This window comes from Pseudomonas sp. JAI111 (genome assembly GCF_024809425.1).
In the GTDB taxonomy this organism is placed as follows: domain Bacteria; phylum Pseudomonadota; class Gammaproteobacteria; order Pseudomonadales; family Pseudomonadaceae; genus Aquipseudomonas.
This window is the reverse complement of sequence record NZ_JANUCB010000003.1, coordinates 176,686-198,084: the sequence shown is the minus strand read 5'-3', so window position 1 is coordinate 198,084 and position 21,399 is coordinate 176,686. Positions and strand designations below refer to the sequence as shown.

At 58.2% G+C, this 21,399-nt stretch carries 19 protein-coding genes and 1 pseudogene; 11 read left to right on the top strand and 9 right to left on the bottom strand.

The features are described 5' to 3' along the window. Positions 1-8: 8 nt before the first annotated feature. Entirely contained in the window at positions 9-1,004 is a 996-nt protein-coding gene (locus tag HNR03_RS11800) for a metalloregulator ArsR/SmtB family transcription factor (protein ID WP_259153706.1), read from the bottom strand. Positions 1,005-1,277: 273 nt separating this feature from the next. On the opposite strand from HNR03_RS11800, the gene tkt reads away from it, so the two are divergent. The 6 genes from tkt (at position 1,278) to fba (ending at position 7,682) form a co-directional block, all read left to right on the top strand. Beyond that, on the top strand, positions 1,278-3,275 hold the full coding sequence (gene tkt, locus HNR03_RS11795; protein ID WP_222588799.1) for a transketolase: 1,998 nt from the start codon (positions 1,278-1,280) through the stop codon (positions 3,273-3,275). A gap of 181 nt (positions 3,276-3,456) precedes the next feature. Next, positions 3,457-4,521, top strand: a complete 1,065-nt coding sequence (gene epd / locus HNR03_RS11790; protein ID WP_222588798.1) for an erythrose-4-phosphate dehydrogenase — start codon at positions 3,457-3,459, stop codon at positions 4,519-4,521. 17 nt (positions 4,522-4,538) lie between these two features. Next, positions 4,539-5,702, top strand: a complete 1,164-nt coding sequence (locus HNR03_RS11785; protein ID WP_208671083.1) for a phosphoglycerate kinase — start codon at positions 4,539-4,541, stop codon at positions 5,700-5,702. A gap of 34 nt (positions 5,703-5,736) precedes the next feature. Then, positions 5,737-5,958: a hypothetical protein gene (locus HNR03_RS11780; protein WP_222588797.1), complete on the top strand. Its 222-nt coding sequence runs from the start codon at positions 5,737-5,739 to the stop codon at positions 5,956-5,958. 56 nt (positions 5,959-6,014) lie between these two features. After that, on the top strand, positions 6,015-6,347 hold the full coding sequence (locus HNR03_RS11775) for an MliC family protein (protein WP_222588796.1): 333 nt from the start codon (positions 6,015-6,017) through the stop codon (positions 6,345-6,347). A gap of 270 nt (positions 6,348-6,617) precedes the next feature. Beyond that, entirely contained in the window at positions 6,618-7,682 is a 1,065-nt protein-coding gene (fba, locus tag HNR03_RS11770; RefSeq protein ID WP_008151974.1) for a class II fructose-bisphosphate aldolase, read from the top strand. 631 nt (positions 7,683-8,313) lie between these two features. Here the strand turns inward: fba and HNR03_RS11765 are convergent. Further along, positions 8,314-9,012, bottom strand: coding sequence for a transposase (locus tag HNR03_RS11765; RefSeq protein WP_259153700.1), 699 nt, complete (start codon positions 9,010-9,012; stop codon positions 8,314-8,316). 91 nt (positions 9,013-9,103) lie between these two features. Next, positions 9,104-9,214 (bottom strand): annotated as a pseudogene (locus HNR03_RS11760) (transposase); the annotation flags it as partial. Positions 9,215-9,490: 276 nt separating this feature from the next. Between HNR03_RS11760 and HNR03_RS11755 the strand changes: the two are divergent. Further along, positions 9,491-9,769 (top strand): hypothetical protein, encoded by a 279-nt coding sequence (locus HNR03_RS11755; RefSeq protein ID WP_259153695.1) that lies wholly within the window; start codon positions 9,491-9,493, stop codon positions 9,767-9,769. Positions 9,770-9,824: 55 nt separating this feature from the next. On the opposite strand, the gene HNR03_RS11750 is transcribed toward HNR03_RS11755, so the two are convergent. Then, positions 9,825-10,118, bottom strand: a complete 294-nt coding sequence (locus HNR03_RS11750) for a fructose-bisphosphate aldolase (protein WP_259153689.1) — start codon at positions 10,116-10,118, stop codon at positions 9,825-9,827. 514 nt (positions 10,119-10,632) lie between these two features. Further along, positions 10,633-11,301 (bottom strand): polysaccharide lyase family 7 protein, encoded by a 669-nt coding sequence (locus HNR03_RS11745; protein ID WP_259153688.1) that lies wholly within the window; start codon positions 11,299-11,301, stop codon positions 10,633-10,635. Between the two features lie 321 nt (positions 11,302-11,622). On the opposite strand from HNR03_RS11745, the gene HNR03_RS11740 reads away from it, so the two are divergent. From HNR03_RS11740 to HNR03_RS11730, 3 genes are read left to right on the top strand one after another with little or no spacing between them, the layout of a single operon-like run. Next, positions 11,623-13,746 carry a bifunctional diguanylate cyclase/phosphodiesterase gene (locus HNR03_RS11740; protein ID WP_222588792.1) on the top strand — a complete coding sequence of 708 codons (2,124 nt, stop codon included), beginning with the start codon at positions 11,623-11,625 and terminating at the stop codon, positions 13,744-13,746. A gap of 47 nt (positions 13,747-13,793) precedes the next feature. Next, complete coding sequence (locus HNR03_RS11735; RefSeq protein ID WP_222588791.1) at positions 13,794-14,285, top strand: M48 family metallopeptidase; 492 nt, start codon at positions 13,794-13,796, stop codon at positions 14,283-14,285. Between the two features lie 32 nt (positions 14,286-14,317). After that, positions 14,318-14,614, top strand: a complete 297-nt coding sequence (locus HNR03_RS11730) for a helix-turn-helix domain-containing protein (protein ID WP_090178776.1) — start codon at positions 14,318-14,320, stop codon at positions 14,612-14,614. Positions 14,615-14,738: 124 nt separating this feature from the next. Here HNR03_RS11730 and HNR03_RS11725 read toward each other — a convergent pair whose 3' ends face one another. After that, entirely contained in the window at positions 14,739-15,191 is a 453-nt protein-coding gene (locus HNR03_RS11725) for a GNAT family N-acetyltransferase (protein WP_259153679.1), read from the bottom strand. 257 nt (positions 15,192-15,448) lie between these two features. Between HNR03_RS11725 and HNR03_RS11720 the strand changes: the two genes are divergently transcribed. Continuing rightward, on the top strand, positions 15,449-16,186 hold the full coding sequence (locus HNR03_RS11720; protein WP_222588789.1) for an ABC transporter substrate-binding protein: 738 nt from the start codon (positions 15,449-15,451) through the stop codon (positions 16,184-16,186). A gap of 4 nt (positions 16,187-16,190) precedes the next feature. Here the strand turns inward: HNR03_RS11720 and yccS are convergent, their stop codons facing one another. From yccS to dbpA, 3 genes are all read right to left on the bottom strand, one after another. After that, entirely contained in the window at positions 16,191-18,374 is a 2,184-nt protein-coding gene (gene yccS, locus HNR03_RS11715; protein WP_259153678.1) for a YccS family putative transporter, read from the bottom strand. Positions 18,375-18,599: 225 nt separating this feature from the next. Then, the gene (locus HNR03_RS11710; RefSeq protein ID WP_259153677.1) at positions 18,600-19,778 is read right to left on the bottom strand and encodes an NAD(P)/FAD-dependent oxidoreductase; all 1,179 of its coding nucleotides are present in this window, start codon (positions 19,776-19,778) and stop codon (positions 18,600-18,602) included. 144 nt (positions 19,779-19,922) lie between these two features. After that, positions 19,923-21,260, bottom strand: coding sequence for an ATP-dependent RNA helicase DbpA (gene dbpA, locus HNR03_RS11705; RefSeq protein WP_259154164.1), 1,338 nt, complete (start codon positions 21,258-21,260; stop codon positions 19,923-19,925). Positions 21,261-21,399 lie beyond the last annotated feature (139 nt).

Here is a 21,399-nt window from a genome sequence, read left to right as displayed (position 1 = left end):
TCCTGAATTTACCGATGGTGAGTGTCGCCAGCCGGTCGCTGAAAATGGCGGACCTGGATCTGGAAACCATTACGTAAGCCTACATAGAGGCTTTCCCCGGGAACGAGTCCCGCAGCGGTGGCCCAACGGGCCAAATCGTCCTGTTCAAACCCCAACCAGAGATCACCGCAGGCCTCCCTGGCCCAACTCTGGTTGTGGCTACATAACTCTGTCACGAGCAGGCTACCGCCCGGTTGCAGCAAGTCGGCCATGTGCTTGAGCGCATCCGCCGGCGCGGCGAAATGGTGCAGCACCATGTTCAGTACAACGCAATCGGCCTTGAGACTGACGCCATTCAATGCATCGGCCAGTTGCAGGCTGACGTTAGCCAACATTTCACGTTCGCAGACCTGGCGCGCCAGTTCGAGCATCGCCGGGCTGTTGTCCAGCGCGGTGACCTGGCTGAAGCGGCGCGCCAGTTCCGGCAGGAATCCGCCGTCGCCGGGGCCGACTTCGATGGCCGTGGCGCCCTCGCTGAAACTCAACTTGTCGAGCAATGCCACCACGCTTTCGCGGTACTGCGGCAGGCCGGCGATCAAGTCTTGCTGGGCGCGAAACTTCTCCGCCACCCGCGAGAAAAAATCCTGGCTGGCCGCTGCTCGTTGCCCGTGGACTTGAGCGATCCGCGCCTGCACATCGGCGGGAAGGGTCAGGTTGTCCGCTTCTTCCAGCAAGGCAGTGTGCAGCTTGCCGCCCAGCAGATCGGTGTGGGGCAGGGCGCGACGATAGAAAATCGCGTTACCTTCGCGGCGAGTCGCCACCAGGTCGGCCTGGGCCAGGACCTTGAGGTGGTGACTCATGCCGGACTGGCCGATGCCGAAGATCTGCGCCAGTTCCAGCACGCCGAACGAGTCGTTGGCCAGCGCGCGCAATACATTCAGCCGCAGAGGATCACCGCCGGCCTTGCACAGGGCCGCCAGCTCATCGCAATCGTCAGTTTGAATGGAAGGCGCACGTAAATTCATAAGGCCAGCAGTCTAGTGACGGGCAGAAATCATCGCAAGGGCAATATCAAAAAGTTTTGATATTGCTCGATAGATGGCACTTCTCGGCGTTAGCTTCAGTCAACAAACGGATAGCGGAAAGGTTTCATCAGTCGAAACCGTCGTTATCCTTTGGAAAAACGCCTCTGGATGACTATCTGTCATTGCCCCGAGGCGGGTGGGTGAGGGAAAATGCTCGCCTTTTTTCCGTTTCGTTTTATTCACTCTCGATACAGAACCCGCAGGAGAACAGCGATGCCCAGCCGTCGTGAGCGTGCCAACGCCATTCGTGCCCTCAGCATGGATGCCGTGCAAAAAGCCAACAGCGGCCATCCCGGTGCCCCGATGGGTATGGCGGATATCGCCGAAGTACTTTGGCGTGACTACCTGAAGCACAACCCGAGCAATCCATCGTTCGCCGACCGTGACCGCTTCGTGCTGTCCAACGGTCACGGCTCGATGTTGATCTACTCGCTGCTGCACCTGACCGGCTACGACCTGTCGATCGATGACCTGAAAAACTTCCGCCAGCTGCACAGCCGCACCCCGGGTCACCCGGAATTCGGCTACACCCCGGGCGTTGAAACCACCACCGGTCCACTGGGCCAAGGCCTGGCCAACGCGGTGGGTTTCGCCCTGGCTGAAAAAGTCCTGGCGGCGCAGTTCAACCGTCCTGGCCACAACGTTGTCGATCACCACACCTACGTGTTCCTGGGTGATGGCTGCATGATGGAAGGCATTTCCCACGAAGTCGGCTCCCTGGCCGGTACTTTGGGTCTGGGCAAACTGATCGCCTTCTACGATGACAACGGCATTTCCATCGACGGCGAAGTCGAAGGCTGGTTCACCGATGACACCCCTAAGCGCTTCGAAGCCTACAACTGGCAAGTGATCCGCAACGTCGACGGTCACGATCCGGAAGAGATCAAGATCGCGATCGAAACCGCGCGTAAAAGCGATCAGCCAACCCTGATCTGCTGCAAGACCACCATCGGTTTCGGTTCGCCGAACAAGCAAGGCAAAGAAGACTGCCACGGCGCCCCATTGGGTGACGCGGAAATCGCTCTGACCCGTGCTGCACTGAAATGGAACTACGGCCCGTTCGAAATCCCGGCTGACATTTATGCCGAGTGGGACGCCAAGGAAGCCGGCCGCGCAGCCGAAGCCGAGTGGGACCAGCGTTTCGCTGCCTACTCCGCCGCTTTCCCTGAGCTGGCCAACGAACTGGTTCGTCGCCTGGGTGGCGATCTGCCGGAAGACTTCGCTGAAAAAGCTTCGGCTTACATTGCTGAAGTCGCGGCCAAGGGCGAAACCATCGCCAGCCGTAAAGCCAGCCAGAACGCACTCAATGCCTATGGCCCGCTGTTGCCTGAACTGCTGGGCGGCTCCGCTGACCTGGCCGGTTCCAACCTGACCCTGTGGAAAGGTTGCAAAGGTGTTTCGGCTGAAGACGCCAGCGGCAACTACATGTACTACGGCGTTCGCGAATTCGGCATGAGCGCGATCATGAACGGCGTGGCTTTGCATGGTGGTCTGGTGCCTTACGGCGCGACCTTCCTGATGTTCATGGAATACGCCCGCAACGCTGTGCGCATGGCTTCGCTGATGAAAAAGCGCGTGGTGTTCGTTTACACCCACGACTCCATCGGCCTGGGCGAAGACGGCCCGACTCACCAACCGGTCGAGCAACTGACCAGCCTGCGCAGCACGCCGAACCTCGACACCTGGCGTCCAGCCGATGCCGTTGAATCGGCCGTTTGCTGGAAAGCAGCCATCGAGCGCAAGGACGGCCCTTCGGCGCTGATCTTCTCGCGTCAGAACCTGCAGCATCAGGAACGCAGCGCGCTGCAGATCGCCGACATCGCCCGTGGCGGTTACGTGTTGAAGGACTGCGCAGGCGAGCCTGAGCTGATCCTGATCTCTACCGGTTCGGAAGTGGGCCTGGCGGTTCAGGCTTACGACAAGCTCACCGAGCAAGGCCGCAAGGTTCGCGTCGTTTCGATGCCGTGCACCAGCGTGTTCGATGCCCAGGATGCCGGCTACAAGCAAGCCGTTCTGCCGTTGCAAGTCAGCGCCCGTATCGCCATCGAAGCCGCTCACGCGGACTACTGGTACAAATACGTGGGCCTGGAAGGCCGCGTGATCGGCATGACCACCTACGGCGAGTCGGCGCCAGCGCCAGCCTTGTTCGAAGAGTTCGGCTTCACCCTGGAAAACATCCTGGGTCAGGCTGAAGAGCTGCTGGAAGACTAAGTCCGACAGCTGCGTTGTCCGGGCTGACGCCATCGCGAGCAAGCTCGCTCCCACAGGGGATTTGTTGTGTGACACGAGCAGTGTTCACAACACAAACCCAATGTGGGAGCGGGCTTGCTCGCGATAGCGTTGGTCCAGTCAGCACAACACTGACAGATTCACCACGGTAATCGAGAACCCCATGCCTCAACCGCGTCCCTACAAAGTTGCACTCAACGGCTACGGCCGGATCGGTCGTTGTGTCTTGCGTGCTTTGTTCGAGCGAGGAGCGAAGGCCGGGTTTGAAATTGTCGCGATCAACGATCTGGCTGACATGGCCAGCATCGAATACCTGACACGCTTCGACTCCACTCACGGGCGTTTTCCCGGTGAAGTGAGGGTTGAGGGCGATTGTCTGCATATTAATGGCGACTGCGTGAAGGTCCTTCGCAGTGCCACCCCTGAAGGTATCGATTGGGCGTCTCTGGGCGTCGATCTGGTGCTGGAGTGCTCCGGCGCCTACCACACGCGGGCCGATGGCCAGCGCTTCCTCGATGCCGGTGCGCCACGTGTATTGTTTTCCCAGCCGATGGCCAGCGAGGCGGATGTCGACGCCACCATCGTCTTCGGCGTGAACCAGGATTGCCTGACCGGCGACGAGCTGCTGGTGTCCAACGCGTCCTGCACCACCAACTGCGGCGTGCCGCTGTTGCGCCTGCTGGATCAGGCCATTGGTCTGGAATACGTGTCGATCACCACCATTCACTCGGCAATGAACGATCAGCCAGTCATCGATGCCTATCATCATGAAGACCTGCGCCGCACGCGTTCAGCGTTCCAGTCGGTGATTCCGGTGTCCACTGGTCTGGCGCGAGGCATTGAGCGCCTGCTGCCGGAACTTGCCGGGCGAATTCAGGCCAAAGCCGTGCGGGTGCCGACCGTTAACGTGTCTTGCCTCGATATCACGATGCAGACCGTAAGCGACACCGACGCCACCGAGGTCAACCGGATTCTGCGCGAGGCCGCCACCAGCGGCCCGCTCAAAGGCCTTCTGGCCTATACCGAGCTTCCCCATGCAAGCTGTGATTTCAATCATGACCCACATTCGGCGATTGTCGATGCCAGTCAGACCCGAGTTTCCGGCCCACGGCTGGTGAACATCCTGGCCTGGTTCGACAACGAATGGGGTTTTGCCAACCGAATGCTGGACGTAGCAGAACACTATCTGCAAATAGCCTCTCCACTCCCTGTTTCTCAGAAACTGTAACTCAGGAAATGCGACCCATGACCGTGTTGAAGATGTCCGACCTCGATCTGCAAGGTAAGCGCGTACTGATTCGCGAAGACCTCAACGTCCCAGTCAAGGACGGTGTTGTCACCAGCGATGCGCGAATCCTGGCCTCGCTGCCGACCATCAAGCTGGCCCTGGAAAAAGGCGCGGCCGTGATGGTCTGCTCGCACCTTGGCCGTCCGACCGAAGGCGAGTTCTCGGCCGAGAACAGCCTCAAGCCTGTTGCTGACTACCTGAGCAAGGCCCTGGGCCGCGAAGTGCCGCTGGTGGCTGACTACCTGGGCGGCGTTGACGTCAAGGCCGGCGACATCGTGCTGTTCGAAAACGTGCGCTTCAACAAGGGCGAGAAAAAGAACGCCGACGAACTGGCCCAGCAATACGCTGCCCTGTGCGACGTGTTCGTGATGGACGCCTTCGGCACCGCCCACCGCGCCGAGGGTTCGACCCACGGCGTGGCCAAGTTCGCCAAAGTCGCCGCCGCAGGTCCGCTGCTGGCCGCTGAACTGGACGCCTTGGGCAAAGCCCTGGGTTCGCCGGCCCAGCCAATGGCAGCAATCGTTGCCGGTTCCAAGGTGTCGACCAAACTCGACGTGCTCAACAGCCTGAGCCAGATCTGCAACCAGCTGATCGTCGGTGGCGGCATTGCCAACACCTTCCTCGCCGCTGCCGGTCACCCGGTCGGCAAGTCCCTGTACGAACCGGACCTGCTGGACACCGCTCGCGAAATCGCCGCCAAAGTCAGCGTGCCGTTGCCGGTGGACGTGGTGGTCGCCAAGGAATTCGCTGAAAGCGCGACGGCCACCGTCAAGCTGATCGCCGACGTGGCTGCCGACGACATGATCCTGGACATCGGCCCGCAGACCGCGGCGAATTTCGCCGAGCTGCTGAAGTCGTCCAAGACCATCCTGTGGAACGGCCCGGTGGGCGTGTTCGAATTCGACCAGTTCGGTAACGGCACCAAAGTCCTGGCCGAGGCCATCGCACAAAGTTCGGCATTCTCCATCGCTGGCGGCGGCGACACCCTGGCAGCCATCGATAAGTATGGCGTTGCTGACCAGATCTCCTACATTTCTACCGGTGGCGGCGCGTTCCTCGAATTCGTCGAGGGCAAAGTGTTGCCAGCCGTTGAAGTCCTGGAAAGCCGGGCCAAGGCCTGAGGCCGCCCATTTGACCAGGCAAGGGAGTGTTCACATGGTCAAGACCTTAGCGCTGTTGATCGCTGCGGGTATGCTGGCGGCTTGCGGGAGTAACCCCAAAGCCACGCCGGAACCCGCGCCGCAATCGGTGGAAAAAGGCTGCTACCAGGCTGACTGGCAAGCGGAAACCAACCCGGTGATCAATAAGCGCGCGGGGCCTGATGGCCTGGATAAATACGAGACACAGACACCCTCCAAGGAACATGGTTGCCCTTGACGGGTCTGACTCATTACTCAGGGCTGGCAGCGTGCGCCGTCAGTCGAGGAACATGGATGAAAGGTTTTATCGCCGTTACGGCGTTGGCATTGCTGGCAGGTTGTGCAAATTTCAACCTGTTCAAGCCTGCCGAATCGACGGACAACTGGACCACCTGGACCTGTGACAGCCAGGCCAAAGTGCTTTGGCGCTACACCGACGACAGCCGCAAGGAAGTCGACGTGCGCCTGGGTGGAGCCGATCAGGTCTACCGCTTGAAGCAGGAGCCGGGCGCGTCGGGTTCGCTGTACAGCAACGACATGCTGGCGTTTCACCAAAAAGGTGAGGAAGGCCTGGTTTACTGGGTCGCCACCAATGATTTGATCGGCCGCGGTTGTAAAGCGCAGTAATTGACACACCACAGGCCTAATGTGGAAACAGATCCAAATGTGGGAGCGGGCTTGCTCGCGAAAGCTGTAGGTCAGCTTGCAGCAATATTGAATGTAAGACCGCATTCGCGAGCAAGCCCGCTCCCACAATGGATCTGTGTAGGTACTCAAGATTCAGGCAACACCGAATTCGCAGCCCGGGCCAACCCCCGATCTGCAATAACTTGAATAGCCGCCGCCGCTACGGCAGGCTGGCACGATTAACGACCCAAACCGGGAGAGACATACACAATGGCACTTATCAGCATGCGCCAGATGTTGGACCACGCAGCCGAGTTCGGCTACGGCGTTCCAGCCTTCAACGTCAACAACCTTGAGCAGATGCGCGCCATCATGGAAGCCGCTGACAAGACTGACTCCCCGGTGATCGTCCAGGCCTCGGCCGGTGCTCGCAAATACGCCGGCGCTCCGTTCCTGCGTCACCTGATCCTGGCGGCAATCGAAGAATTCCCGCACATCCCGGTGTGCATGCACCAGGACCACGGCACCAGCCCTGACGTCTGCCAGCGCTCCATCCAACTGGGCTTCAGCTCGGTGATGATGGACGGTTCCCTGGGCGAAGACGGCAAGACCCCGACCGACTACGACTACAACATCCGCGTCACCCAACAAACCGTGGCCATGGCTCACGCCTGCGGCGTATCGGTAGAAGGCGAGCTGGGCTGCCTGGGTTCGCTGGAAACCGGCATGGCCGGTGAAGAAGACGGCATCGGCGCCGAAGGCGTTCTGGATCACAGCCAAATGCTGACCGACCCGGAAGAAGCCGCTGACTTCGTCAAACGCACCCAGGTCGATGCCCTGGCCATCGCCATCGGCACCAGCCACGGCGCCTACAAGTTCACCAAGCCACCTACCGGCGACGTGCTGGCCATCGACCGCATCAAAGAAATCCACAAACGCATCCCGAACACCCACCTGGTGATGCACGGTTCGTCTTCGGTTCCACAAGACTGGCTGGCGATCATCAACCAGTACGGCGGCGACATCAAAGAAACCTACGGCGTGCCGGTTGAAGAAATCGTCGAAGGCATCAAGCACGGCGTGCGTAAGGTCAACATCGACACTGACCTGCGTCTGGCATCCACCGGTGCGATGCGTCGCCTGATGGCCACCAACCCGAGCGAGTTCGATCCGCGTAAGTTCTTCGGCGCGACGGTGACTGCGATGCGTGATGTTTGTATTGCTCGTTATGAGGCTTTTGGTACTGCCGGTAATGCTTCGAAGATCAAACCGATCTCGTTGGAAGGGATGTATCAGCGGTATTTGAAGGGTGAGTTGAACGCTAAGGTGAACTAAGTTTTTAGCGTTTAGCTGTATGAAAAACCCGCCGTGAGGCGGGTTTTTTTAGGCGTGCATATTCTTAAGTGAACAACTAGTGTTTCAGTAAAACGCCGTTATTGAGTGCTGATTGTGATCGGAGTTGACCATGCCCCTGTCCCGCCCGGCACGTCGGTTAGCTGTGCGTTGTAAGTGCCGGCAGGGGCAGAAATATTAATAGTAAATTTCCCTTCGCTATCAGCCATGGCGGATCCAAGCAGACCTCCATGACCTGCTATACATGCATAAACTGGGTCGTGCGGTCTGCTAAGTGTGCCGGAAACCACAGCGCTTCCTGGCGCAGAACAGTAGTTTAAACGGATGCTTGTAACTGCCATGATTAACCATCTCCATTGTTTAATTGAGGCAGAAAAGTGGAAGTATTCATTGTTTGATATCCATTTTTCTGCTTTGCATGTTGCATGGACAAGATTAGGTGCCGGCTCCTCTGATCGCACCTGTAATAAATGACAGTTTTTAATATTTTTTTGCGATAAGAAAACGGTTCTGAGTCGTTGATGCACAGAAAAAAAGCTTTCTAAGAAAAGTAAGAAAAGGGGACGGATTTAATTAATTGGATTTATTTAATTGTCCCCTGGCTTTGGTGCCTCTATTCGGTTTGCTTCGTAGGCCTGCCTCGCGCGCGATGTGATATTCGCGTTCCAGTGATACTTTCTATCTCGTCTGTGAATCGAGGGTTGCCCGTCAATTGTCCGCGCTGAAGGGCGCCTCTGATTAACTGCAACTCCGAGGGAGGAATCGTCTGTTCCATAAAGGAGGTGTAGCGGGCAAGACGTTCGGTATGGGTTGCGCCGAGTTCGGTGAAGCAAAGATCCTCATCCAGCCAATGATTTTCAGCCGTTTCATTGAGGCGCAGGTGCAGACTCGACCAAGGGTAATCCTGTGCATGCTGAACCATTTGCGCTCGCACCGGGTTCAGTTCGATGTATCGACTACAAACCAGCAAATAGGTGTTGGTTTGAACCACGCTGGATTTGTACCGACTTTCCCACAAGGTGCCGGAGCGTCCCTCCAGCTTGTTGCGATAGCGTGTCATTCGGCCTGCCAGGCCTTTCATCAATTGTCCGAGGCTCGCTGCGGAATTTCCTGGTGCGAGCAGTAGATGGACATGATTGGTCATCAAGCAGAATGCATAAACTTTAACGTTGTATAGCGCTTTGAGCTCTCGCAGGTCCTCGAGGTAGCGCTGGAAGTCCCCCGGCTCGGCGAACACGACCTGCTTATTGTGGCCTCGTTGCACGACATGATGCGGATAATTAGGTAACACAACACGTCCCATTCTGGGCATATAGCCTCCTACGTCCTTGTAGTGATGGTTGAAGCATAGCAGCAGACAATCGATTAAATAATATAAATAATAAATCTGTCCCCTTTGTTTCGAGGTAGCGCTGGAAGTCCCCCGGCTCGGCGAACACAACCTGCTTATTGTTGCCTCGTTGCACGACATGATGCGGATAATTAGGTAACACAACACGTCCCATTCTGGGCATATAGCCTCCTACGTCCTTGTAGTGATGGTTGAAGCATAGCAGCAGACAATCGATTAAATAATAAATCTGTCCCCTTTGTTCCGTCCCTTTGTTCCGTCCCCTTTGTTCCTTTGTTTTTGGATGAGATCCTATCGCTGATTCTTCTAAAAAACTGTTAGTTCTTACAGGTGCCGAAATGGTAGTACAGTTATATCCTCTAACTGGTCGTAAGAGGTAATCGGAAAATAAACCCTCCCACTTATTTCATGTTTCTACATTTTTATAAGGAAACGCATCATGGATGAACAAAAAAAACCAAAAATGCAGGCGCGCGGTCCGGCGCCGGTAACGCTCCCCGTCTGGCAACAAATTAAAAATAACGTAACTCCTGGCGATCTTATTAAATATACCGTTGGCGAAGGGGGCGGCCTTTCAGTTGAGGAGGTTGGTATTTTAGTTGAAGTTGACTCCGATGATCTGGTCGTTAGATTGCAGGGTGGGGATGAGCAAAAAATTACTGCCGCTGTAAAACTCGTAAGCTATTCGAAAATTGGTTTTAACTCGAAAGTGGTATAAGGCTCGCACATTAAAAAACCCGCTAAACGCGGGTTTTTTATGATCTGAAAGTCGGCTACTGGCCCCTAGGCGCTTCAAACCCTCGCTGCTCAATCACCCCAAACACATCAGCAATATCCTGAACAAGGATCCGCGCGATATTGGTAACGGTGTTGATGTCGTTCTCGGCGTAGTCCGGCAGGCTGGTGCAGGCCATAAGATTCAAGTATTTGAGTACGGCATTGAGACGTTCGCTGACGCAGTTATGGAGTTCGCGTAGCGGGGCGTCGCTGTCGATGAGAAGGACGGGATAGTCGGTGGCCAGTTGGGACATTGGGGTGAAGCGGCGTGGCGGATTGTTCATTGGCATAAGTAAATCTTCCTCGTATCTGAAAGAAGAGCTACTACCGTTCGCTGCGAAACGATTGAGGTGGTAGCTATGTGCGGGTTCGCAGACCAGGGATACGGGAACCCGGCAGACCCGAAGGTCTCCCACACACAGCCACCATAAAGAAGGGGAGCGAGTGTTGACGCGCCCCTTTTTTCGAGGCGCTAGGTTACTACACGTATCGTTAGGGCTGCGAAACCCTGTCGCCAACAATGGTCAGCGACGGGCCAACTTTAGGCAGCGATTCGGGTAGCCGCAACCGGGCTGTAGGACCTGTATGCGGTCATTGTGGCGAGGGAGCTTGCTCCCGTTCGGCGGCGCAGGCGCCGTAAATCGGGGGCGTGGCGTGTCTGTGGGAATCAGGTGGCAAGGTTTGGGGCTGCTTCGCCGCTCAGCGGAAGCAAGCTCCCTCGCCACAGTCGGAGACGTCCTACGCGTTTTTCGGACGCTGTAGCAGCCGCTCGGCAGCTGCTACAGGGATTACGAGCTGCGGGGCTTACTTATCGTGATCAATATCCAGCTTGCTGAACGTCACTTGCGCGCCTTCGCTGGTGTAACCGGTGTGGTCCTGCACATAAACCCCAGCCTTGAAATACAGCGGTTTTACGCTCCAGGTCTTGCTGATGTCGGTGTCCCATTGATTGCCCGCAGCGCTGATGCCGAGCGCACCGCGATGGCTCAAGTGAATGAGGTAGGAGAATTCCTGATCCAGCCTCACGCCAGTAGCAATGGTGATCACCCTGCCTTCGCCGTCATCCGGGTGCATGCGCACTTTGGCGACGATGTTGCCGGTCGAGGTGCTGGTCTTGTACTGATACTCAAGCTTGATCAAAGGCTTCTGGCTTTCATAGGCATGGATCTGGCCGATGACGACTTTGCCCGAACTCGGCACCTGGTTCACCGCCAGGGTGGCGTGCAGTAAGTTGTCGGCGTCCGGGTAGAGCCAGTTTTTCAGGGTGCCATTACTGTAGGTTTCGCGAAGTTCGGTACGGGGGTATTTGGCATTTTCAGTTTTTGAGCCGGTGACGGGGGCCCAGAAAAACAGTGTGCCGGTGTTGGAGTGGAAGTATTGATCCTTGAAGCCTTTAACCAGTTTCGGCGTGTCAACGGTGTACGGCGGGTTGCCGACAGGAACGCTGAGGTTCCAGGTTGCGAGATCGATCATAGGAAAAGCTTCCACAAATTTTACTGCACGCGCGTACCAGAAGCTCTAGCACAAGCATTGGGGGGGGGTCTTTATAATCGTAGAAGTTCAATTTGTTAACAGCGGATCGACAGGTGGCTGACGCCAAAATCCTGTCAAAAGGCCATCTTTCCCGGTTTCAGGGGCTTTTAGCGGTGACCGTTAGTCGGCAAATGAACCTGATGGTTAAATGATGGCGCACTGACAGCTTCTGCTTTTGCGGATCCCGGTCTAGAGTGAAGTCTCAGTATTTGTCCGGTTTTCACGAGAAACCGGCCTGACGCCCCGAACAAGAGAAGCAGCATGGAATGCGCGCACCCCACGCCAGCTGAAGGCAACTCGATCCTTTTAATTGTCGATGACTACCCTGAAAACCTGATCAGCATGCGGGCGTTACTTCAACGCCAGGATTGGCAGGTCATCACCGCGGCTTCCGGCTTTGAAGCCCTGAGTCTTTTACTCGAACATGACGTCGACCTGGTGCTGCTGGATGTGCAGATGCCGGGCATGGACGGTTTTGAAGTCGCGCGTCTGATGCGCGGCAGTCAGCGAACCCGCCTCACTCCGATTATTTTTCTCACCGCCAACGAACAGTCTCAGGACGCCGTGATCAAGGGCTATGCCAGTGGTGCGGTGGATTACCTGTTCAAACCGTTTGACCCGCAAATTCTCAAGCCCAAAGTCCAGGCGTTGCTCGAGCACCAGCGCAACCGCCGTGCGTTGCAGCGCCTGAGCCGCGATCTGGAGGTCGCTCGCGCGTTTAATGCTTCAGTGCTGGACAACGCCGCCGAGGGCATCCTGGTGGTGGGGGAAGACGGTTTGATCCGCTTTGCCAATCCGGCGATGTCACGGCTGCTTAACGCCACGGTGCAGGATCTGCAAGGCAAGGAATTCCTCGATTTCCTGCAGAAACCGCATATCCCGGTGTGGGCCGATTCTGAGCTTTATACCGGTTACAAGCGCGGTGAAACCTTGCGCCTGCACGACGCGCTGTTGCGCACCGCGCCTGGCCAGCAGGTGCCGGTGGCGCTGTCTTGCGCGCCGTTGCCCAGCGAACAGCATGCGATGGTCGTCACGGTGCTGGACATGTCGGTGGTGCGCCATCTGCATCAGCAGCTGGAATTCCAGGCGGTGACCGATCCATTGACCGGGCTGCTCAATCGTCGCGGCTTCTATCAGACCGTCGAAAACCTGCTGTTGCGTGGCGAACGGTCCGACAGCGCATGGGTGCTGTTGTACCTGGACCTCGACGGCTTCAAGCGCGTCAACGACTCCCTCGGCCACGATGCCGGGGACCGGGTGTTGCGCTGGGTGTCCGAGCAATTGAAGGCGTGTCTGCGGCCCTTCGACATTCTGGCGCGCATGGGCGGCGACGAGTTCACCGCGTTGCTGGACCTGGAATTCCCGGAACAAGCGGCGAAGATTGCCGAGAAGCTCATCGAGCGGGTGTCGATCTGTCAGCAGATCGATGGGCTGGATATCGCCTTGGGCGCCAGCATCGGCATCGCTACTTTTCCGGATTGCGGGGCCAATCTCGATGGCTTGTTGCGTGCGTCGGACATCGCGATGTATGAGGCCAAGCGCGCTGGCCGCCAGCAATACCGGTTTTACGATCACGAAATGAATGGACGGGCGCGCTCGCGATTGATGCTTGAAGAGAGTGTGCGCACGGCCATCGAAAACCGTGATTTCAATCTGGTGTATCAGCCGCAAGTGGCCATCGATGGCGGGCAGATTCGCGGGTTTGAGGCCTTGTTGCGTTGGCAGCATCCAAGCGTGGGCGACGTACCGCCGGGGCTGTTTTTGCCGTTGCTGGAAGAGGCGCGCCTTATCAGTCGTCTTGGCAGCTGGATCTATCATCGCGGTGCCGGACAGCGCAAAGCCTGGGAAACCCTGTTTGCCGAGGATCTGGTGCTGGGCGTCAGTTTGAGCAGCACCCAGTTCGGCATGCCCAACCTGGTCACCGAATTGCGCCAGGTGATTGAACGTCATGGCTTGCAGCCGCGATGTCTGGAAGTCGAAGTGACGGAAGACGCGTTGATGCAAAATCCCGAGGAAACCCGCAAAACGCTGCGTCTGCTGCGCAATCTTGGGGTGCGGGTGGCACTGGACGACTTCGGCTCCGGGCCGTGCTCGCTGGCTCATCTGCGCGACCTGGAACTGGACACGCTCAAGTTCGACCGGCATTTGATTGCCCGGCTGCCGGAGTCCGAGCGGGACGCGGCGTTGGTGCGCAATGTGATCGACCTGTGTAAGCAATACGGGATGCTGGTGATTGCCGAAGGGGTTGAAACCGTTACGCAATATGAATGGCTGCAAGCCAATGGTTGCCAGTATGTGCAGGGTTTTCTGGTGGGGCGGCCGATGATGGCCGAGGACGCCGGCGACTTTGTGCAGCCGTTTGACTGGAGCGCGCTGCCCCGTTGAATTCGCTACACTGGCGATCTTTTCGTGATCGTGTGTTGCCGACCTCAATGACTGCGTTGAAATACCTCCAGGCCTATCCCGCTGCGTTGCAGGATCAGGTGCGCCAGCTGATCGCCGAAGGTCGGCTGGGCGATTACCTGAGCAATCGCTACCCGGAACAACACGCTGTACAGAGCGACAAGGCGCTGTACACCTATGCGCTGGAGCTCAAACAGGAATACCTGCGTAACGCGCCGGCCATCGATAAGGTGTTGTTCGACAACCGCCTGGACCTGACCCATCGCGCCCTCGGCCTGCACACCACGATTTCGAGGGTGCAGGGCGGCAAGCTCAAGGCCAAGAAGGAAATCCGGGTGGCCTCGTTGTTCAAGGAAGCGCCCTCCGAATTTCTGAAAATGATCGTGGTGCATGAACTGGCGCACTTCAAGGAGTCGGATCACAACAAGGCGTTCTACAAACTCTGCGAACACATGTTGCCGGGGTATCACCAGGTGGAGTTCGATCTGCGGGTGTACCTGACCTGGCGGGATATGCAGTAAAAGATCAAAAGATCTCAGCCTGGAGTGTTTGAATGGATGTCAGCAAGACCAAGAGCAGCTTCTACCGCCGTTTATACGTGGCGTACCTGATCGACAGCGGGCTGGCGAGCAGCGTCCCGGCGCTGACCGAAGTGACCGGCATGCCCCGGCGCACGGCGCAGGACACCATCGCCGCATTGGCGGACCTGGACATCATTTGCGAATTTGAACAGGAAGAGGGCGCACGCAATCATGCGGGGCGCTATCGGATTCGCGAGTGGGGAGCGATTGATCGCGGATGGATCGAGCGCAATCTTCGGCAGATCAAAGCGGTGCTCGAATATCCCTGAGGATCGTTCCCACGCTCTGCGTGGGAATGCCTCAATGGACGCTCTGCGTCCGCTCTTGGGACGCAGAGCGTCCCGGGCTGCATTCCCACGCAGACGGTTCGACGCCTCGACGTGGGAACGATCATTACGGGCGACGCATCCCGATATGCGGAATATCATCCTCAAGAAACTCCTCCCCCGACACCACAAACCCGTACCGCCCGTAATACCCCTGTAAATGCGCCTGGGCCGAGAGATAGATCGGCACATCAGGCCAATGCTTTTGCGCCTGCTTCATCGCCTGCTCCATCAATGCATGCCCAAGCCCGGTGCCACGCGCCTGAGGCGCAATGATCACGCGGCCGATCACCACGTCGCCGCCCTGGGTTTGCGGATCGAGCAATCGCAGATACCCCACCAGTTGATCCTCGTCCCACGCCATCAAATGGCAGGTGTCACCTTCCAGATCCTGTCCATCGACATCCTGATAAGCGCATCGCTGTTCGACGACGAACACTTGCGCACGCAACTGCAAAATCGCATACAGCTGTTCCTTGCCCAGATCGCTGTGGTGTTTGCAGACCCAATCAATTGTCATCTTCACATTCCTTGAGCAATGTCGCTCCGATACTAAGCGTCCTGTCGATGGATGTCTTTATGGCGGCTAAATCTGTGACAAAGGCCAAAATGCCATCATTCATTTCGCGCGGCGTTGTCTTCTTTGTGTAATCTGCGATTGAGCGCTGTGCAGTGGCTCCAATGAGCTAACGTAGAGTACCTGGCTTGTCGGTACATGGATCTTGGAGTTTGGCTGAAAAATACGCCGGGCAATCCGCCCGCTAAGGATTTTCAAGCATGCCGCGATTGCATCGAGCGTTTGCTTTGATCGGATTGCTGTTGCTGGCACAGAGCGCGGCAGCGGAAAAATTGCGCCTGGTGGCCGACGCCTGGCCGCCCTTTACCGATGCCACGCTGGTCAATGGCGGCTTGGCCACGGATATCGTCAGCACCGCGCTGGCCCGGGCCGGCTATGCCAGTGATTTCGAGCAGGTGCCCTGGGCGCGAGCCTTGTTGGGCCTTGGTGAAGGACGTTACGACGTGTTGGTCAACGCCTGGTACACCGAGGATCGCACCAAGCTGGGGCAGTTTTCGGGAGAGTACCTGCTCAACCGCGTGCGCTTCCTGAAGCGCAAGGATGCACCGATCGAGTTCAACAACCTGCAGCAACTGCACACCTATCCGATTGCGGTGGTGCGCGGTTATGCCTACTCGGCGGCATTCGATGAAGACGTGTCGCTGCAGAAAGTCCCGGTGCATAACTTCGCGATGGCCGTGCGCATGGTGGCGGCGGACCGGGTCAAGTTGACGCTGGAAGACGAATACGTCGCCCGTTATTACCTGGCTCGGGAATCATCCAAGGTGCGCAATGCCGTGGAATTCCTGCCCAAGCCATTGAGCGAGAACAGCCTGCACATACTGGTCAGCCTGAAAAATCCGCAGCATGAACAGATTGTCGCCAACTTCGACCGCGAGATTGCCGAGATGAAGGCGGATGGGAGTTATGAGCGGTTGATCAAGCAGCACGGGATGTGAGATCTCAGGTTTCGCTGGTGTCCTTGATCAGGTGCGCCGCCAGCGTGCGCAAGGGTCCCAACTGTCGGCAAATCAACGCCAACTGCGTCTGCACCAATCGCTGGCCTTCATCGATTTCATCCGGCATCTGTTCCAGTTCATTGGCCAGCGCTTCTTCCGCATCACTCTGAATCGCTATCGGGAGTTTGTTTGTCAGGCCCTGGGCGATCTCGTCGATGCTGGCGGCCAGGCTCACGCCCGCACCGTCGATCAGGTGCTCGCGCACATCCGCCGGTAGTTGGGTTTCGCGGTGCGCACCCAAGCCTGACAAGTAACTGAGCAAGGTGTGCGACAGCACCAGGAAGCGAAACCCGACATCCGCTTCCTTACGAAAATGCCCCGGTTCCATCAACATGTTCGCCAGCGTGGTCGACAGCGCCGCGTCTGCGTTGTGCGCGTTGCGTCGGGCCAGGCGATACGCCAGGTCATCGCTTTTTCCGGCGGCGTATTGCTGCATGATCTGGCGCAGGTAAATGCTGTTGCAGGTCAGGGTGTTGGCCAGCACTTTGTTCAGGCGTCGGCCCTGCCAGTCCGGCAGGAACAGGAACACCGCGAGCCCGGCGATGAGGCTGCCGAGCAAGGTGTCGAACAGTCGCGGCAGGAACAGCCCGTAACCGTCCCCGACCTGGTTGAAGCAGAACAGCACCATCAGGGTGATTGCGGCCGTGGCCAGGGTGTAGCGGGTGGTGCGGTTGATAAAGAACACCACCCCGGCGGCAATCGCGAAGCACGACTGAATCAACGGGTTGGGGAACAGATCGAACAGTGCCCAGGCCAAGGTCAGGCCAATCGCCGTGCCGATGATTCGCTGACCGAGTTTGCGCCGGGTCGCGCCATAGTTCGGCTGACAGACAAACAGCGTGGTGAGGATGATCCAGTAACCCTGCGACGGGTGAATCAAATGCACCATGCCGTAGCCGATGCTCAAGGCCAGGGGCAGGCGCAATGCATGGCGAAACAGCAGCGAGGTCGGCGTCAGCTGCGTGCGCAAGCGAATCCACACATCCTTGAGGTTGCGCGGCGAACGGTCGAGCAGGCTGCTGTCGGTGGCGTCGGCCAAGGCGTCGGGGTTGCTGGCATCGCTGAGCAAACGGTCGAGGGTGCCAAGGTTGGCGGCCAGTGCGCGCAATGAACGCAACAGACCCCGCCAGGCCGGATTGCTCTGGATGCGCAGGTGCTCGAGCGAGGCGTGCAGATCGCTCAGGGCTTCGGCGAAGCTGGCGTCATAGACGAAGGGCTGGCGCATCTGGATCGATTCGGCCAAGGCGCGGCAGGCTTTGCCTTGCTGGCGCAGCAGGCGCTGACAGCGGAACAGCACGTCGCTGTGGAAGAACGCCTCGGCCAGTGCGTTGTAAGGATAATGCGAGGAACTGGCGCGCTCATGGATGTCTTGAGCGAGGAAGTACAGCTTGAGGTAGCGGCTGACCTTCGACCCCGGCCGACCATTGCCGACCCGATGCAGGATGATTTCCTTGGCAGCGTTGAGCGCCGCCACCACCCGACCGTTTTGCTGGGCCAGTTCCAGTCGACGCGCCTCTACGTCCAGTTGCCGGATCGGCTCGAACAATGAAGCCTTGAGCTTCAGGTAATAGCCTAATTCGCGGAACAGTCGCGCCAGGCTTTGCTGCACCGGCTGATTGGAGAACAGCGCCTGCCACAGCACCGACAGCAAACCGTACCAGGCCGCGCCGGCCACCAGCAGCACCGGCTCGTGCCAGAAATCGGTGACCGCGCCGCCGCGTTGGTCCACGCCGATCATGGTGTAGACCGACAGAATCAACGTTGCCGAGGCAATCGCGCCATAGCGTTCGCCGAGGGCGCCGAGCATGGTCAGGCCGAAACTGGCCAGCGCCAGGGCGATGACGAAAACGATCGGGTAGGGGAACAGCAATTCGACGGAGAAGGCAGCAACGCTGAAACACACCAGCGTCACGGCCAGCGCGTTGAGGCGGCCCTGCCAACTGTCGTCGGTCTCGGCCAGGGCGCTGGCGATGATCCCCAGGAACAACGGAATCAGCAGCCCCATTTCATCCTGATACCAACAGACAGCCATGCTGCCGGTCAGGGCGATGAACACCCGCACGCTGTAGCTGAATTTATCCAACGCCCAGAGGCGGCGCAGAGACTGACTAAAAGGGGTCGATGACATGAAGTGCGAGGGCCTTCCGAGGCGATGACGCTAAATTGAGCCAGTAATGACGCCGACGCAATGGCGCCGATCACATCTGACAGCAAAATCTGTTCCTTACCTATCAGTGCATAACAAATGTGGGAGCGAGCCTGCTCGCGATGAGGCCAGCACATGCAGCATCGATGTTGCCTGTCAGACCGCTATCGCGAGCAGGCTCGCTCCCACAGTTTTGTTTTTTGCAGGTCAGACGAACTGCGCGGCGGCGTAGCCCGAGGCCCAGGCCCACTGGAAGTTGAACCCGCCCAGATGCCCGGTGACGTCGAGCACTTCGCCGATGAAATACAAGCCGGGGCTTTTCAGCGATTCCATGGTCTTGGACGAGACTTCGCGGGTATCCACGCCGCCCAGGGTCACTTCGGCCGTGCGATAACCTTCGGTGCCGGCCGGCACCACTTTCCAGCTCGCCAGTTTTTCGCCGATGTCGGCAATTTCCGCATGGGTGTATTGCTTCATCGGTTTGGACACGAACCAGTTGTCCGCCAGCAGGTTGGCCATTTTCTTGGTGAAGATTTCACCGAGCAAGGTCTTCAACTCACTGTTCGGGCGTTCAGCTTGCTGCTGTTGCAGCCAGCTCGGCACGTCGTGGTCCGGCATCAGGTTGATTTCGACCGTGTCGCCGGATTCCCAGAACGAGGAAATCTGCAAAATCGCCGGGCCGCTGAGACCTCGGTGGGTGAACAGGATGTTCTCGCGAAAGCTCTGGTCATTGCAGCTGACCAGGCAATCCACTGATGTACCGGACAACTCGGTGCACAGCTCTTTGAGCTGATCGGTGATGGTGAACGGCACCAGGCCAGCGCGGGTCGGCAGCAGATCGTGACCGAACTGCTTGGCCACCTGATAACCGAAACCGGTCGCACCCAGCGTCGGGATCGACAGTCCGCCCGTGGCGATGACCAACGATTCACAGGTGATCTGGCCTAGCGTGGTGTCCAGCAGATAACCGCTTTCGAGCTTCTCGATGGTCTGGATCGAGGTGTCCAGGTGCAAGCTCACGCCGACCTGATCGCACTCATTGAGCAGCATCTCGAGGATGTCGCTGGATTTGTTATCGCAGAACAGCTGGCCGAGTTTTTTCTCGTGGTACGGCACGCCGTGCTTGGCGACCATGCCGATGAAATCCCACTGGGTGTAGCGCGCCAGTGCGGATTTGCAGAAGTGCTCGTTCTGCGAGAGAAAATTGCCCGGTTCGGTGTACATGTTGGTGAAATTGCAGCGGCCACCGCCCGACATCAGGATTTTCTTGCCGGCCTTGTTCGCATGGTCGAGCAACAGCACCTTGCGCCCACGCCCGGCGGCGGTCAGCGCGCACATCAACCCTGCGGCGCCAGCGCCAATGATCACGACTTCGGTAGAGCGCAAAACGGTGTCCTCACACAAGAGCTGATCTGGAATGCAATCAAATGTGGGAGCTGGCCTGCCAGCGATAGCATCGACTCGGTTTACCAGTCGGACCGAGTCGATGCCATCGCTGGCAGGCCAGCTCCCACAGGGGCCGTAGCGTTCTTAGAGGATACGCACGCGCAGCGAACGGCCTTTGATCTTGCCATCGTTCAGGCGCTGCAAGGCCTGCTTGGCGATCCCGCGTTCCACGGCCACATAGGCCTGGAAATCGAAAATCGCGATCTTGCCGACCTGAGCGCCCGGAATGCCGGCATCGCCCGTCAATGCACCCAGAATGTCACCCGGACGCACTTTGTCTTTACGGCCCGCGCCAATCACCAGCGTGCTCATTACCGGCAGCAGCGGTGAGCCGCCCTGGGATTTGAGGTTGTCCAGCTGATCCCAGCTCAATGGCGACTTCTGCAGTTGCTCGATGGCCTGTGCGCGGTGCGCTTCGGACGGCGCGACCAGGCTGATCGCAATACCTTTCTCGCCAGCACGACCGGTACGGCCGACGCGGTGAATGTGGATTTCCGAATCACGCGCCAGTTCGACGTTGATCACCATGTCCAGCGCATCGATGTCGAGGCCACGGGCGGCGACGTCGGTAGCGACCAGTACCGAAGTGCTGCGGTTGGCGAACATGGCCAATACCTGGTCACGGTCACGCTGTTCCAGATCGCCATGCAGGCCGACGGCAGAAATGCCTTTGGAGGTCAGGTGATCGACGGTTTCCTGAACCTGCTGCTTGGTGAAGCAGAACGCAACGCAGGAGGCCGGACGGTGATGCGCGAGGACTTTGACCACCGCGTCCATGCGCTCATCCGGGGAGATCTCGTAGAAGCGCTGCTCGATCTGCGTGTCGTCGTGGAACGCCTCGGCCTTCACTTGCTGCGGGTTACGCATGAACTTCGACGCCAGCTGCTTGATGCCCACCGGGTAAGTGGCGGAGAACAGCAGGGTCTGGCGGCGTTCCGGGCACTGGGCGATGATTTCTTCGATGGAATCGTAGAAGCCCATGTCGAGCATGCGGTCGGCTTCGTCGAGGATCAGCGTGTTCAGGCCATGAAGTACCAGCGAACCCTTGCGCAGGTGCTGCTGGATCCGGCCCGGGGTGCCGACGATGATGTGCGCGCCGTGCTCAAGCGAACCGATCTGCGGGCCGAACGACACGCCGCCACAGAGGGTCAGGACCTTGATGTTGTCTTCGGAGCGGGCCAGGCGACGGATTTCCTTGGCGACCTGGTCAGCCAGTTCGCGCGTTGGGCAGATGACCAGCGCCTGGCAACCGAAGAAGCGCGGATTGATCGGGTTCAGCAGACCGATACCGAAGGCGGCGGTCTTGCCGCTGCCGGTCTTGGCCTGGGCGATCAGATCCATCCCCTTGAGGATCACCGGCAAGCTTTGCGCCTGGATCGGCGTCATCTGGGTATAACCGAGCGAGTCGAGGTTAGCCAGCATGGCGGCGGACAGCGGCAAAGTATTAAAAGCGGTGGCGATGGTGGTCACGGGACTGGCCTGCAAAACAAAATGTCGCGCAGTGTATCAGTCCCGTGGCCATTGGCCCGTAGTTTCCGGACGAGAAGTCGCCGAGCGATGA

Coding starts and splice junctions, on each gene's coding strand:
- HNR03_RS11775 (WP_222588796.1), top strand. CDS start 6,015: ATGAAAGGTTTTATCGCCGTTACGGCGTTGGCATTGCTGGCAGGTTGT.
- HNR03_RS11725 (WP_259153679.1), bottom strand. CDS start 15,191: ATGACAATTGATTGGGTCTGCAAACACCACAGCGATCTGGGCAAGGAA.
- HNR03_RS11750 (WP_259153689.1), bottom strand. CDS start 10,118: ATGCCAATGAACAATCCGCCACGCCGCTTCACCCCAATGTCCCAACTG.
- epd (WP_222588798.1), top strand. CDS start 3,457: ATGCCTCAACCGCGTCCCTACAAAGTTGCACTCAACGGCTACGGCCGG.
- HNR03_RS11745 (WP_259153688.1), bottom strand. CDS start 11,301: ATGATCGATCTCGCAACCTGGAACCTCAGCGTTCCTGTCGGCAACCCG.
- HNR03_RS11785 (WP_208671083.1), top strand. CDS start 4,539: ATGACCGTGTTGAAGATGTCCGACCTCGATCTGCAAGGTAAGCGCGTA.
- HNR03_RS11720 (WP_222588789.1), top strand. CDS start 15,449: ATGCCGCGATTGCATCGAGCGTTTGCTTTGATCGGATTGCTGTTGCTG.
- dbpA (WP_259154164.1), bottom strand. CDS start 21,260: ATGCTGGCTAACCTCGACTCGCTCGGTTATACCCAGATGACGCCGATC.
- HNR03_RS11735 (WP_222588791.1), top strand. CDS start 13,794: ATGACTGCGTTGAAATACCTCCAGGCCTATCCCGCTGCGTTGCAGGAT.
- HNR03_RS11755 (WP_259153695.1), top strand. CDS start 9,491: ATGGATGAACAAAAAAAACCAAAAATGCAGGCGCGCGGTCCGGCGCCG.
- HNR03_RS11765 (WP_259153700.1), bottom strand. CDS start 9,012: ATGCCCAGAATGGGACGTGTTGTGTTACCTAATTATCCGCATCATGTC.
- HNR03_RS11730 (WP_090178776.1), top strand. CDS start 14,318: ATGGATGTCAGCAAGACCAAGAGCAGCTTCTACCGCCGTTTATACGTG.
- tkt (WP_222588799.1), top strand. CDS start 1,278: ATGCCCAGCCGTCGTGAGCGTGCCAACGCCATTCGTGCCCTCAGCATG.
- HNR03_RS11780 (WP_222588797.1), top strand. CDS start 5,737: ATGGTCAAGACCTTAGCGCTGTTGATCGCTGCGGGTATGCTGGCGGCT.
- fba (WP_008151974.1), top strand. CDS start 6,618: ATGGCACTTATCAGCATGCGCCAGATGTTGGACCACGCAGCCGAGTTC.
- HNR03_RS11740 (WP_222588792.1), top strand. CDS start 11,623: ATGGAATGCGCGCACCCCACGCCAGCTGAAGGCAACTCGATCCTTTTA.
- yccS (WP_259153678.1), bottom strand. CDS start 18,374: ATGTCATCGACCCCTTTTAGTCAGTCTCTGCGCCGCCTCTGGGCGTTG.
- HNR03_RS11800 (WP_259153706.1), bottom strand. CDS start 1,004: ATGAATTTACGTGCGCCTTCCATTCAAACTGACGATTGCGATGAGCTG.